Annotated in this window: 10 protein-coding genes; 6 read left to right on the top strand and 4 right to left on the bottom strand. The window is 38.7% G+C overall.

The window, feature by feature from the left end:
• Positions 1–129: 129 nt before the first annotated feature.
• Positions 130–1,212 (bottom strand): SusE domain-containing protein, encoded by a 1,083-nt coding sequence (locus tag NK987_RS18175; RefSeq protein ID WP_259265018.1) that lies wholly within the window; start codon positions 1,210–1,212, stop codon positions 130–132.
• Positions 1,213–1,562: 350 nt separating this feature from the next.
• Between NK987_RS18175 and NK987_RS18180 the strand changes: the two genes are divergently transcribed.
• From NK987_RS18180 to NK987_RS18195, 4 genes are all read left to right on the top strand, one after another.
• Positions 1,563–2,594 (top strand): LacI family DNA-binding transcriptional regulator, encoded by a 1,032-nt coding sequence (locus NK987_RS18180; protein WP_258423734.1) that lies wholly within the window; start codon positions 1,563–1,565, stop codon positions 2,592–2,594.
• 210 nt (positions 2,595–2,804) lie between these two features.
• The gene (locus NK987_RS18185; protein WP_259265019.1) at positions 2,805–5,231 is read left to right on the top strand and encodes a glycoside hydrolase family 31 protein; all 2,427 of its coding nucleotides are present in this window, start codon (positions 2,805–2,807) and stop codon (positions 5,229–5,231) included.
• Positions 5,232–5,274: 43 nt separating this feature from the next.
• The gene (locus NK987_RS18190) at positions 5,275–6,609 is read left to right on the top strand and encodes an MFS transporter (RefSeq protein ID WP_259265020.1); all 1,335 of its coding nucleotides are present in this window, start codon (positions 5,275–5,277) and stop codon (positions 6,607–6,609) included.
• 77 nt (positions 6,610–6,686) lie between these two features.
• Complete coding sequence (locus NK987_RS18195) at positions 6,687–7,556, top strand: type 2 periplasmic-binding domain-containing protein (protein WP_259265021.1); 870 nt, start codon at positions 6,687–6,689, stop codon at positions 7,554–7,556.
• On the opposite strand, the gene NK987_RS18200 is transcribed toward NK987_RS18195, so the two are convergent.
• From NK987_RS18200 to NK987_RS18210, 3 genes are all read right to left on the bottom strand, one after another.
• Entirely contained in the window at positions 7,531–9,483 is a 1,953-nt protein-coding gene (locus NK987_RS18200) for an ATP-binding protein (protein WP_259265022.1), read from the bottom strand. The two genes, NK987_RS18195 and NK987_RS18200, sit on opposite strands and share 26 nt — an antisense overlap.
• 77 nt (positions 9,484–9,560) lie before the next feature.
• A complete protein-coding gene (locus NK987_RS18205) occupies positions 9,561–10,799 on the bottom strand; it encodes a S8 family serine peptidase (protein WP_259265023.1) in 1,239 nt (412 codons plus the stop codon).
• A 25-nt stretch (positions 10,800–10,824) separates the two neighbouring features.
• Positions 10,825–11,505, bottom strand: a complete 681-nt coding sequence (locus NK987_RS18210) for a hypothetical protein (RefSeq protein WP_259265024.1) — start codon at positions 11,503–11,505, stop codon at positions 10,825–10,827.
• Between the two features lie 95 nt (positions 11,506–11,600).
• Here NK987_RS18210 and NK987_RS18215 point away from each other — a divergent pair, with 95 nt between their 5' ends.
• The gene (locus NK987_RS18215) at positions 11,601–12,500 is read left to right on the top strand and encodes a class I SAM-dependent methyltransferase (RefSeq protein ID WP_259265025.1); all 900 of its coding nucleotides are present in this window, start codon (positions 11,601–11,603) and stop codon (positions 12,498–12,500) included.
• 297 nt (positions 12,501–12,797) lie between these two features.
• On the top strand, positions 12,798–13,979 hold the full coding sequence (locus tag NK987_RS18220; RefSeq protein ID WP_259265026.1) for an aspartate aminotransferase family protein: 1,182 nt from the start codon (positions 12,798–12,800) through the stop codon (positions 13,977–13,979).
• The last annotated feature ends 242 nt before the right edge of the window (positions 13,980–14,221 follow it).

The raw sequence follows: 14,221 nt of genomic DNA on the forward strand, positions 1-14,221 counted from the left end.
TCTGTGATATTGGATTGATATTAAATTTTCCTATAATTTAATTAACTGCTGGCAAGATTGCATTGATTCAAATAAAAAAAAAGAAAAAGGCTACCTTAAAGTAGCCTTTTTAGAATTAGGTGAAACTATTTAACCACCTATGAAAATATATCTTCCGTCTAGTGAATTGAACCACATTTTATAGGTTCCGGCTTCAATTGGAATATTGCTTGAACTTCCCAATTCAGCTTTACCTGATATAGGAGTAACAGCTCCCCAATTGATTGTCCAAGCATCGTTTGCTCTGAATTTTATTTCTCCATTTGTAACAGTAGCTGTAATATGCCAGATATGCTTGTCAAAAGTCAAGTTTGTCATTGCAGTGCTTGAATCCCAACCACCAGCTGTTGAACTTCCAATGATACCGACTGTTGGATAATACACATCTGCTGCTCCTGTAAATGGCACCAAAGTAAAGGTGTTATTAGCCAAGTTTAAAGTAAAAACATAATGTCCTGCTGTAGTAATGGCAAATGCTCCGGGATCGGAACCTCCTCCGGGGTTGACCGAAACTGCTGACCCGCCGTTGGTACCATATTGAGGCTGCCATTGACCCAATTTTTCTAGAACTTTAAATTCTCCGACAGCGAAAAATCCTGTATATACATAAAGATCTTTATTGGCAGGATCGCGAAACAAAGCAGGGTTATTGTTATCATTGCTCCATCCTGGGGCAGTGGCATTACCTACAAGGAATAGATTTCTTAATATGACTGCGTCTTTGTATGCAGTTAGTGACAGTGTGGTTGCCGTACCCACCAAAGGGCTCAAACTTCTGTCAATAGTTGTTTTAAGACGGAAGTCTACATTTCCCGCAACGTTTGGTTCAAGACCTGCCGTTACAATTTTTTTATTTAAATCACCAACTGCAATTTTAACTGTAGGTGTAGTGGAGGTTCCGACTACATCAACTGTTGCAAAATTGGTTCCGCCTTTAGCCATTTCCAAGGTGTACGTATAGTTTCCTGAAACTCCAAAATCAGGAATAGATGCCTGAAAGAAAATAGTATCTTCTTTTTCGGCCTCAGTAAGCACAATTGCAGTGCCTGCAGAAGGACTCGTCAATGTTGATGCCGTTTGGGGAATGATAGCAGGTTCGTCTATCGGACCGCAAGACCACATAATAAATGGAAGCATTAAAGCTGCCCAGACTAATTTTGATAGAACTCTCATACAAATTTGTTTTTGGTATTTATTGTTTCAAAATTTAATTAATTTAATCCTATTTTATATTACTTTATTTTTATTATTAATTTAATCATCTTTACCTAGCAATACACAGCCTACCAATCAGCAAGGAAATATTACACAATGAAAAATGGCAAAACAAACAATCCACATTGATTTTTTTAAGAAATATTTGTGCAAACGTAACCGCAAACGATTGCACATTTTTTTGTAATCTTCCTTTAGTTTGATGGTGCTGATTTTTTAAAAACAAATTGAAAAAAAATAACACCTCTATTAACTACATTATCACCCAAAAACTTATATATTTAAATTCTTAGAAAAATCTAATTTTCATGAAATCAGGTCAGGCTACTATTAAAGACATTGCCAGAGAACTTAATGTATCTACATCAACAGTTTCAAGAGCACTTAAGGATTATCCGGGAATAAGTGACGAAACTAAAAGAAAGGTCAAAGAACTTGCTGATAAGCTACATTATCGTCCAAATGCCGTTGCACTGAGTTTAAGAAAAAGCAAATCTTTTACGATCGGGGTGATTATCCCCGAAGTTGTCCATTTTTTCTTTTCCACTGTTATCAGTGGTGTAGAGGAAGTTGCATTTGCGAATGGCTATAATGTGATTTTATGCCAGACAAATGAAAAATTCAGCAGAGAAAGAAGCAGTGTAGAAACCATGCTTTCCAATCAAATTGACGGTGTTTTGGTGAGTTTTTCCAGAGAAACCACAAACTTTGACCATTTCAAAAAAATGATAGACCGGGAGTTTCCGATTGTTTTTTTTGACAGGATCCCGGATTTGGAAAACACCATTAATGTCACCGTCAATGATTATCAAGGTGCATACAATGCAGTAAAACATCTCATTGATCAAGGTTTTAAAAAAATCGTGCACCTTTCGGGCCCTGACAACCTTGCTATCAGCAAACAGCGAAAAGAGGGCTATTTGGATGCTTTGAAAGATTCAGGTATTGTAGCCAAACCTGAATGGATTTTGGAATGCCCTTATGGTACAGAAAAAGAAAGCATTTCGATAACGACAGCATTGTTTAAAAACAATGAAAATAGACCCGATGCTATTTTTGCTCATCATGATATCGTTGCCGCAGGAGCCATGATGGCATTGAAATCCTTGGGATTAAAAATCCCGGAAGATGTAGGAGTTGTCGGATTTTCAAATTGGCAGTTTTCATCAATGATAGATCCCCCCCTATCTACTGTATCTCAGCCGGGATTCCAAATCGGAGAAACAGCTACAAAAATTCTTCTCGACCTAATCCATAAAAAAACCAATATGGAATCCATCTCACAAAACATCGTCCTTGATACTGAACTTTTGATAAGAAAATCATCTGTGAAAGTCTGATTTTTTGATAAAAATAATTTTTTTGTGCAATCGTTTGAACATGTCCATCAATTCAAAAAAAGACATTTTCAACAATCCTAGGCTAGTTTTAAGCTCCCTTGGCATCTTGCATAAATTTTATCATTTGACTTTATATCATAAATTAGAACCTCAATTTCAAATAGAATAAATAAAAGCCTTAGGCAAAACCTATCAAATAAGACTTTACAAATGCCCCAAGCCACCGATCTATCTAATTCATCCCAAAATCTTGCCATTGGAAACGTAATGTCTTGGGAGAAAAAATCAAATGGGATTCATGGAAATACTTCTGTCTCTAATTTTGAAATTACGATCTATAAAGATGACACTATAAGAGTTCAGGTTAGACGTGGTTCCAAGTTCAGCCCTAACCCTTACAGTGTAGTTTCCCTCCCCCAAGAAATTAAATTCAGTACCACTGAGGAAAACGGGAAGGTATGGCTTAAAACTTCCAAAATTCACCTTTGCGTAAACTTGAATCCCTTCTTTTTGACATTCTTAACTACTGATGGGAAAGTTATCAACCAAGACGATCCCGCTTTTGCAGTATCGTGGTTGGGTACAGAAGTAAGCAATTATAAAAAAGTGCAGCCCAAAGAAAGATTCATTGGTTTAGGCGAAAAAACCGGACATCTTGACCGGTCCGGTCGGGCCTTCACCAATTGGAACACGGATTATTTCGCTTATGGCATTGGTGATGATCCTTTATATATGAGTATTCCCTTTTATATCGGCATCCATAGCGGTTTGTCATATGGGATATTTTTTGACAATACCCATAAGTCTGTTTTCAATTTCGGAGCTTCAAACAACCGCTTCATTTATTACTCCGCAGATGACGGAGACATGGATTATTACTTTTTTCATGATGATTCTGTAGCAAAGATCATAAGCACCTATTCTGAATTGACCGGAAAAATGGAAATGCCTCCCCTATGGTCTTTGGGTTTTCAGCAATGCCGGTATTCATATTATCCGGATTCAGAAGTACTTACATTGGCTAATACTTTCAGAGACAAGGATATGCCTGCGGATGTAATTTACCTTGACATTCACCACATGGAAAAATACAAGGTCTTTACCTTTGACAACGAAAAATTCTCTGATCCCAAATCAATGATTAAAGCGCTTAAGCAAAAGGGATTTAAAGTTGTGGTAATCATGGATCCAGGGATCAAAACCCAACAGGGATATTTACCCTATGAGGAAGGAAAAGAAAAAGACCTTTTCGTAAAATATCCGGATAATGAAATCTATGAAGGTCAGGTTTGGCCTGGTTGGTGTGCTTTCCCGGATTTTACCAAGGCAGAAACCCGTCAGTGGTGGGCCGAAAAAATGGCTTTTTATGAAGAGGCAGGTGTCGATGGATATTGGACTGATATGAACGAACCTGCTTCCTGGGGTCAATTTACCCCAAATATCATCAATTTTGACTATGAGGGGGAAAATGTAAGTCATAGAAAAGCTAGAAATATCTATGGCTTTCAGATGGCCCGAAGTGCCAAGGAAGGCTGTGAATTGCAAAGGCCTGAAGAAAGACCCTTTGTATTGACAAGATCGGGATTTTCGGGAATCCAAAGGTATGCTGCAGCATGGACGGGAGATAATGTTGCTTCGGAAGAACACATGATGGCAGGCATCAGGTTGGTAAACAGTCTTGGCTTAAGCGGTGTAGCATATTCAGGTTATGATGTTGGCGGTTTTGCAGGTGAATCGACCAAATCTCTTTTTGCAAGATGGATGAGCATCGCCACTTTTGCACCATTGTATAGGGCTCATTCAATGATAAACAGCAATGATGCTGAACCTTGGGCATTTGGTGAGGAAGTAGAAGAGATCTCTAGAAACTACATGAAATTGAGGTATAGGATGCTTCCAACCCTGTACAGCAGTTTCTACAAAAGTACCCAAACAGGCCTTCCGATAGCAAAAAGTCTTGCAGTTGATTATCCTCATGACAAGTATATTTATGAAAGTGCTTTTGAAAACCAGTATCTTTTTTGCGATACCCTTTTGATTGCTCCTGTGGAAAGTTATAAAGAAATCACAAAGGTTTACCTTCCTGAAGGTGAATGGTATTATTTATATGATAATCAAAAACATATAGGAAATCATGTCATTTATCAAGACTGTCCATTAAACTACCTCCCTGTTTATGTAAAAGCAGGTTCCATTTTAGCATTACAGTCTGATGTATCTTATACAGGACAGGCACATGACGGCATTCTCAGGCTCCATGTATATGCAGGAAATGAACCTTCTACGTACCTTCATTATGAAGATGATGGAATCAGTCACGAATACAAAAAAGGAGATTTTTTAACGCGGGAGATCAAATGGAATCCTGAAAAGAACACTTTGACCTTTTCAAAATCCAAAGGAAATTTTGAAAGTAAGTTTGAAAAAATTAAGGTCTATTTCCATGGCTCAAATCCAAATGCTGTAATCATCAATGGAGGATCTGAAGAAATTGATAAAGAGGATTTTGAGTTTTTGGGAAAATTGACTGAATTTGACCCACTTCCTGACAGTAGTCATACATACTTGAAAATCAAAAATATTCCTACATTGATATTTAAAAATAACCATAGCTCTTTTGAATTAGAAATCCAATAATCGCCCGGATTCCGAATTAATCATCAAACTACAACCCAAAATAATGCAAATAGTAGATAAAAAACCAAAACTCAGTTTTTGGCAAATCTGGAATATGAGTTTCGGATTTTTGGGAATCCAATTTGGATTTGCGTTACAAGGAGGATTCATGTCACGGATTTTTCAGACCCTCGGTGCAGAAAAAGATGCGATTCCTATGCTTTGGATAGCTGCCCCCCTCACCGGATTGCTCGTGCAGCCAATAGTCGGGTATCTCAGTGACAGAACATGGCACCCAAAATTTGGAAGAAGAAAGCCATTCTTTCTTATTGGAGCTATTCTGAGCACGATTGCATTGTTTTTTGCACCTTATTCCTCAGCACTTTGGATGGCTGCAGGGGCCCTATGGATCCTTGATGCTTCTATCAATATCAGCATGGAACCATTTAGGGCATTGGTGGCAGACAAACTACCAGATAGTCAACGTTCCTATGGATTCGTCGTACAGACACTCATTATTGGAATCGGAACATGGGTTGCAAGTAACTTGCCTTGGTTAATGACACAATTAGGTGTACCAAACACCGCTGCGACGGGTGTAGTTCCTGATTCGGTCAAATTTGCTTTTGCAATTGGCGCTGTAGTACTTTTTGGCTCAATACTATATACCATACTGACTACGGACGAATACCCTCCTGAAGATCTTGAGGCACTAAAAAGAGAAAATGAGGAAAGTAAAGGTATCTTAAACGGTTTTAAAGAAATATTCAAGAATATTTCAGGAATGCCCAAAGTCATGAAACAATTGGGGGTCGTCCAATTTTTCTCTTGGTTTGCCTTCTTTACGATGTGGAGTTTTGCCACTCCGGCTATTACCGAACATATATTTAAAGCCACCGATACCGCATCACAAGCCTATAATGATGCTGCAGATAGTGTCGGTAATTACCTGGGCACATATGGGTTAGTATCCATGTTTTTTGCTTTGATACTTGCCTTTGTAACAAGTAAAATCAAAATCAACAGGAAGCTTTTGCATATGTCTAGCTTGATTGCAGGCGGTTTGGGTTTTATTCTTATCTACTTTATATCTGAACCTTGGATGCTTCACCTTTGCTTTGCTTTGGTGGGAATAGCTTGGGCAAGTATACTTTCTATGCCTTATGCAATGCTCTCAAGTGCTGTCAACCCCAAGCAAATGGGCGTTTACATGGGAATATTCAACATGTTTATCGTCATACCTCAAATTGTGGCGGCCTTGGGTGGGATTAATTTCATGTATAAGCTTCTATTTGGAGAAGAAGTGGTATATACCATGGTATTGGCAGGATGTTCTTTGATAATTGCAGGATTGAGCAATCTTTTTATCACAAACAGAAATGCAACCCATGACATATAATTGTCATTTAAATTCATAATTTATAAATACCGCTATCAAAAAATAGCGGTATTTTTGTTTGATTCAAAGTTTGAAAAATGAAGAAAATAACCATCACCGGAGTACCTGAACACTTTAATTTTCCTTGGTTACAGGTTGTAGAAAAACAGCCATTTTTAGATGAAGGAATTCAATTGGTTTGGAAAAATGAACCAAAGGGCTCTGGAGCTATGAATAAATCCCTAAGGGATGGTGAGACAGACATTGCTATTGTTTTGACTGAGAGTTTTATCAAAGACAAGATCGAAGGAAATCCTGCATTGATGATCGGATTTCATATAGAATCTCCATTGATTTGGGGAATACATGGCTCAGTAAGATCAGAAATTGAAGATATCTCCCAACTTGGACACGGAGATTTTGTCATAAGCAGGTATGGTTCAGGTTCCTATTTGATGGCGTTTTTATTGGCCAAAAGAGAAGGTTGGAACTTAGATAATATTGATTTTGAAGTAGTTGGTGATTTGGAAGGTGCTCAAGAAGCATTACAGGATGAAATACATAAGTTGTTCCTTTGGGAAAAATACACCACCAAGCCTTTGGTAGACAGCGGTATTTTCAAGCGAATCGGCGAAATACCTACACCTTGGCCTTGTTTTGTCATTGTTGCAAATCCTACCGTTTTAAAGAAACATGCAGCAATAATTGGAAAGTTGCGGGACTTGGTTTATCTACAATCAATAGAAAACCTTCAAAAAACCGAATTCCCTTTATTGATCAGTGAAAAATACAAAATCAAACTTGAAGACATTAAGGCTTGGCTGCAACAGACAAGTTGGGCAAAAGATGAACGAATCTCAAAAAAGGTATTGGAAGAATCCATGGAGATTCTGAAAGATTTAGGCCTTATTCAGAAAAAAATTAAGGCAGAGGACCTTATTTTCAAATCACTTGCTGTGCTTTATTGACAGTTATGCTTTGTAAAAGCAAGATTGCTTTTGTCCCTTCTCCTTTTTTGCTTTCTAAAATCAAAGCACCTCCCATCAAACCCAAAAATTCCTTACATAAATTCAAACCTAGCCCTGTACCCTTTTCTTTATCGGTCCCAATACTCGATTCAAGCAATGAAACATTCTGATTGATTATTGTATCCAATTGAACTTCACTCATCCCTATTCCATAGTCTTGAATAACTAGCCTGATCAGGTCCCCGTCTTTTTGGGAGTAGATATCTATATTGGAGCCCTTGTTTGAAAATTTGATGGCATTGCTGAGCAGGTTTCTGATTATCAATTGGAGCAAATCCTGATCAACTAAGGCAATTTCTTCTATGATATTGATGGTGATGGTTATTTCTTTGGTATTAGCTTGATACTGCAATAATTCCAAACAAGGCCTAATGACTTTTTTTAGGTTTGTAGGTAATAATTGGACTTTAAATCCTTCCATTTGGGATTTGGACCAACTCAAAATATTGTCAATGTTTTCAAAAAGTCCATCTACATTTCTTTTTAGTATATGGGAAATGCCATCAAACTCCTCCCTACTGAGTTCTTGAGAATGTAAAAGATCCAAAACCCCTTTTAGCTGGGCCACAGGACTCTTTAAATCATGGCCAAGAATGGAAAGTATCCTGTTTTTACTTCTGTTTGACTCGGTAAGTTCTTCAGATTTTTTCTGTAATTCTCTTTTCTGTTCCTCAAGAATTGTTCTCTTTACATGAAGTCTCTTGTTGGCCTCCTGTTTCTTTTTGAAAATGATACTCATCCAAAATAAAAAGCCGATCGAAATCACCGTAAAGACGGTAAACATGATCCAAATTTTATTGAAACTCTTGATTTCAACTTCTTTTAAGGTGTTTTGAATCTTTAAATAATTTATTTCGGCCTCTGAATTTTCTATCTCAAATTTGGCGAGTAAGAGCTCCATCTTTTCTTTATTAGAGGCCGCTTCTCTTTCTGCATTCAATTCCGTATATGCTTTTTGGTATTGAAAAGCCTTTGGGATATCGCCTTTTGAATCATAGATTTTGGCAAATGTCTTGTAAGTCTCCACCAATTCGTCCAAAAATCCGTTTTCCTTCGAAATTATTAGGCCCTTGTTTAGGTATTCAATGGCCTTCGTAGAATTCCCTTTGATAAAATAGGCATTCCCCAATCGGTTCAATACCAATGCCTCAGAAGTTTTTAAAGATTCCGGCGTAGAAATCTTAAGTGATTGTTCATAACTCTGAATAGCCTTATCTATTTCCCCTTTTCCAAGGTAAATATCACCAAGAACCCTATGTGTAAATGTGATGAAATATTTTTCATCCAATTTCTCATTGAATTTAAGTGCCTCTTTTGCAAACAGATAAGCTGAATCAAATTCACCTTTAAGTGAGTAATTCAAGGCAAGATTATTGAGGCTTCGGATTATGAGATAAGGCTCATCAGCTTCTTTACCATATTCATAGGCTATTTTAAAATCCTTGATGGCTTCATCATAATTATCCTGCCTGTAGTACAACGAACCGAGGTTGTTTAAAGCCATTCCAAGTTCGTATTTATAATTTTGCGTGGAGGCGATTAAATATGAGTCCTTGGAATAACGGAAAGCTTTATCCCAAACCCCGAGTCTAAAATAAATCCAACCGAGATTGCCTTTAGCCCTGCTGATCTGTAAACTGTCATTGATTTCTATGGCTAACTCCTCTGCCCGCTGACCCCAAATCAATGCCTGATTCAAATCTTTTTCTCTCGTTAAAAAGGTCAATTGGTTTAATGCTGACAACCTTTCTTCCCTTGATACTTCATGGGATAAAACGTTATTCAAACTGTCCATCTCTTTAGTTTGGGCAAAAAGATGAAAAGAAATACAACAGAAAAGTATGGTAATAGAAAGAAATTTATTCATTAATAAAAGTATTGAAGGAAATCTAAGCAGGCTTAACATTAGTAAAATATTCAATAACTACCAAATTATGTGTTGAATCATTTTTCTTTAAACCTGTGGGCAATCGGGTCTGCAGGAGAAATTGGATAATTTAAAGCAAGACCATCAGAACCTATTTCTCCCAAAACTCTAAGCCCTGAAACATGTGGCGCTGCCATCGAGGTTCCTGATAAATACCGGTACTTTCCACCAATTGTAGTGGAATAAACATTGACACCGGGAGCTGCAAACTTGATTGGAAATCCAAAATGGGAAAACCATGCATATTTATCAAGGGCATCAATTGCTGAAACAGTTATGGTATAATCACCATTGATTCTTGCAGGACTAAATGATGTCCCAGGAAGACTTGAGTTACCTGAAGCGATAACCATCCAGATTTTCTTTTTATTTGAAGCATTTAATACTGCGTCGTCCAAAGCCCTGCTTTTATCAAATCCTCCAAAACTTAAATTAGCCACATCACCAGGAATGCCAACTTTTCCAACATGGTCAATACCCGCAATCATTCCTGAATATGTAAATAGGGCTGATGGACCAAAAAATATTTTTACAGGAACAACTTGGACCCCTGCTGCCACGCCTACCACTCCAAAGAAATTATCCAATGCTCCGATAGTTCCGGCAACATGTGTTCCGTGCCCATGCTCGTCGATAAAACATAAATCTTTATTCACCGGGTGATAAGCGTCAAATGCCTTTTCGATACATACATTCAAATCAGGGTGATTCAACTGAATCCCTGTATCTACCACAAATACCGAATTCTTCCCTTCATAAGAGAATGGACCTCCTACCCTTTTGATTCCCCAAGGTATGATTTGGGTATTTACCGGATCAGAAGTTCCTTTGATTTCAGTGGCTTTTGGTGATTCTCCAAGCATTCCTGACCGGTCCTGTTCCACATATTTTACCAAAGGATCATTTTTTACCTGTTCCAATTTGTTTTTATCCATTTTTACACAAAATCCATTGAGAACAGACGAATAAACCCACTTAAGGCTATCCTCGGAAATCCTGTATTTGGACAATAAATTGATAGTTTCCATTCGCATGGACATTTCCTGTGAAAAATTATCCGTCGAATTGATTCTTCCGGAAATCTTTTCCTCATTAAAAACCACAATATATTGGTCCTCAACAGGTACTGTTTGGACAAACGATGAAAACTCTAATTTTTGGATCGGTCCAATATCTGAGGTCTCATCAGGCGAACAAGAAAAAAACAGATAAAATGAAAAAATGCAAACAAGTCCAAAAGCCTGGGATGACTTCATATAGTTAAGATTTCGAGTGGAGAGACTAATTTACTATAAATGAAATGATTTTTTTCATGTCCAAAGGTTGATTCGGATCAAGTTTATTTTCTTTGATAAATTCTTTCAACTCGTCATTCTTGTTTCCTGCCCATTCTTTCAGTCCCGAACTGTTTGTTTTTATTTCAGCTGACTGCATTCCCTTGATTTTGAAATACTTGATATCATGACGGAATTCGTCATATTGTGGTCCGGAATACCCATCCCGTTGTCCGCTTGGCCTAATCAAAGTCTTTTTGTGGGAAGCAATATATTTTTCCCCCTCTTTTTCAAAAAGGATCTCGACCACCTGAGGTTTGCCTTGAAGATATTCTATTCTAAAACTCCTTACCTCTTCTCCCGGAATCTCAATCCATTTCCAGTTACGCAATAACAAAGGCTCTGAATCTTCGCCACCTGTTTGGATATATACTTCGTTCTTTTCCAATAGAATATTGAATGGAATCTCGCTGTAATCTTTTCCACCATCCAAGGCTATTTTTCCTAAAGGTGGTGTATCAAATAAAAATGGTGTTCCCTTCAATCCGTCACTCTTGGGATTAATTCTAAAAGTGCCAAGATATTGTTGGTACTGATTGTTTAAGGAAGGATTGGTCTGACTTTTTGCAGAATGGATACAACCCAAACCAATAAAGAACATAAAAAGGAAAGGGATTAAACTCTTCATGATGGATATTTTGGATGAAAGACAATCTAAATTAACTAAACTATTCCCAATTATAAAATACTTCCGCTCTCCGATTATATAATTACTTTTGCAGCATGAAAGAAACCATCCTCTCGCTCTCCCCGCAGCATTGGGAAGATTATGAACTGATTGATACCGGTGGATTTGAAAAACTGGAAAGGTTTGGAGATTATATCCTCAGCCGACCGGAACCACAGGCAATTTGGGATAAAAGTCTTGATGAAAAAGAATGGAGGGAAATGGCTCATGCCCATTTTGCAAAGGAAAAAAACAATCCCGAAAAAGGGCAATGGAATGAACTGAAGAAGATTCCACACAATTGGCAGGTCAGCTACAAAAATCCGGATGGATTGAAAATGAAGCTCAATCTTGCCATGACTTCTTTCAAGCATATCGGGCTCTTTCCCGAGCAAGCAGTCAATTGGGATTATATTTCAGACACACTCAAAAACTTTCCTGTTAAAAACCCCAAAGTCCTCAATCTATTCGCCTATACAGGAGCATCATCTGTTGCTGCCAAAGCCTGCGGTGCAGATGTCACGCACTTGGATTCTGTCAAGCAGGTGGTCACTTGGTCCAAACACAATTTGGAATCTTCCGGTCAGGATGGAATCCGTTGGATTGTGGACGATGCGATGAAATTTATCAGAAGAGAAGTTCGTCGGGGAAACAAATACCATGGAATTATCCTCGACCCACCGGCATATGGCCGTGGTCCGGATGGAGAAAAATGGATCTTGGAAGAGCAGATCAATGAAATGCTCAAACTTTGTGCGGAGCTTTTGGACCCTGAGTATCACTTCCTGATCCTGAATATGTATTCACTCAGCTTCAGTTCGATGATTGCAGCCAACCTTGTCAAATCCAACTTCAAAGAAGTCAACAATGCGGAGCACGGCGAGTTATACCTTGTAGACCGATTCAAAAAGAACTTGCCATTAGGGATTTTCTTTAGGTTTAGGAGTGGAATGTAAAGGTTGTAATGGTTGTAGTTGTTGAAATTGTTGTCTTTGTTGTCTGCTTCGCGTTGTCAGGTTCTCGGGTTGTCAAGTTTACGAGTTCTTATTTGGTTCATGGTACTTGGTACATGGTTCAATGAAAATGTTGTCTGCTTCGCGTTGTCATTGCTGTCAGGTTCTTGGGTTGTCAAGTTTGGGATGTCCTTACTTGGTTCATTGTACTTTGTACTTAGTACCTGGTTCAATTTTCTCGTTTCTCGCTTCTCGGCTCTAAGTCTTGCATCTTGTGTCTTACGTCTTGTATCTTAAAAAATGAATAACCGTCAGCTTTTCCTCTCTCACCTCGCGCAGACTACTGACTTTCCTTTGATGATAGAAATCGAAAAGGCAGAAGGGATCTACATGTATGGGCCTGAGGGAAAAGAATATATGGACCTGATTTCGGGTATCGGCGTCAGCAATGTCGGTCACAGACATCCAAAAGTCCTCGAAGCGATCCAAAATCAATTGGACAAATACCTTCACCTGATGGTTTACGGAGAATACGTACAAAGTCCTCAGGTTCAATTGGCTAAAGCACTTTGTGATACCCTTCCCTCCCACTTGGACAATGTCTACTTTGTCAACTCAGGAAGTGAGGCAGTGGAAGGCGCTTTGAAATTGGCAAAGCGCTATACCAACCGCCGCGAAATCATCTCCTGCGTCAATGCCTACCACGGTTCTTCCCATGGTTCACTTTCTGTGGGTGGAAATGAAATCTTCAAAAGAGCCTACCGACCTCTCTTACCGGGAATCAAAAATGTGGTTTACGGGAGTTTTAAGCAACTTGATGAAATCACAGAAGAAACCGCTGCATTTATTGTCGAGACCATACAGGGCGAGGCCGGAATCATGGTAGCATGTTCTGATTATTTTCAGGCCTTACGCAAAAAATGTGACGAGACCGGTACCTTATTGATTTTGGATGAGATACAGGCGGGTTTTGGGAGAACAGGCAAGTTTTGGGCATTTGAGCATTTTGGGATAGTTCCGGATATCTTGGTCTGCGCCAAAGGAATGGGCGGAGGCATGCCGATCGGTGCTTTCATTGCCAACAAAGACGTGATGGGCGCATTTAAAAATAATCCTCTTTTGGGTCATATCACGACTTTCGGCGGGCATCCTGTTTCAGCAGCAGCCTCTTTGGCAACGATTAAAGTTATTCAGGAAGCAAAGCTTTTGGAACAAGTGGAGACAAAAGCAAATCTTTTCAAAAAACTGCTTGTTCATCCCAAAATCAAATCCATCCGCAACAAAGGGCTGATGATGGCCATAGAATTTGAGTCCTTCGAAGTCTTAAAACCGATCATCGACAGGGCAATCGAAAACGGAGTCATTACCGATTGGTTTCTTTTTTGCGATGATGCCATGCGGATCGCACCGCCTCTGATCATTACTGAGGAAGAAATAGAAAAAGCCTGTGGGGTGATTTTGGAGGCGATTGAGGGGAGATAAAAGGGTTGTAGTGGTTGTGGTGGTTCTAGTGGTTGTAATTGTTTTGGGTTGTCAAGTTGTCGGGTTTTCGGGTTGTCTGGTTCGAGTTGTCAGGATGGGGAATCCTTGGGAGTGTTCATTAAACTGTGTCATTTCCTTCAAACCGGGGAGTGTTCATTAAACTGTGTCATTTCCTTCAAACCGTTCATCAAAGTAAGCAATTAGGTCTTTTCGTATGGAAGGCCAAGCGAATATTGAACCGT

Source organism: Aquiflexum gelatinilyticum (assembly GCF_024813435.1).
Taxonomy (GTDB): domain Bacteria; phylum Bacteroidota; class Bacteroidia; order Cytophagales; family Cyclobacteriaceae; genus Cognataquiflexum; species Cognataquiflexum gelatinilyticum.

Coding starts and splice junctions, on each gene's coding strand:
- NK987_RS18175 (WP_259265018.1), bottom strand. CDS start 1,212: ATGAGAGTTCTATCAAAATTAGTCTGGGCAGCTTTAATGCTTCCATTT.
- NK987_RS18180 (WP_258423734.1), top strand. CDS start 1,563: ATGAAATCAGGTCAGGCTACTATTAAAGACATTGCCAGAGAACTTAAT.
- NK987_RS18185 (WP_259265019.1), top strand. CDS start 2,805: ATGCCCCAAGCCACCGATCTATCTAATTCATCCCAAAATCTTGCCATT.
- NK987_RS18190 (WP_259265020.1), top strand. CDS start 5,275: ATGCAAATAGTAGATAAAAAACCAAAACTCAGTTTTTGGCAAATCTGG.
- NK987_RS18195 (WP_259265021.1), top strand. CDS start 6,687: ATGAAGAAAATAACCATCACCGGAGTACCTGAACACTTTAATTTTCCT.
- NK987_RS18200 (WP_259265022.1), bottom strand. CDS start 9,483: ATGAATAAATTTCTTTCTATTACCATACTTTTCTGTTGTATTTCTTTT.
- NK987_RS18205 (WP_259265023.1), bottom strand. CDS start 10,799: ATGAAGTCATCCCAGGCTTTTGGACTTGTTTGCATTTTTTCATTTTAT.
- NK987_RS18210 (WP_259265024.1), bottom strand. CDS start 11,505: ATGAAGAGTTTAATCCCTTTCCTTTTTATGTTCTTTATTGGTTTGGGT.
- NK987_RS18215 (WP_259265025.1), top strand. CDS start 11,601: ATGAAAGAAACCATCCTCTCGCTCTCCCCGCAGCATTGGGAAGATTAT.
- NK987_RS18220 (WP_259265026.1), top strand. CDS start 12,798: ATGAATAACCGTCAGCTTTTCCTCTCTCACCTCGCGCAGACTACTGAC.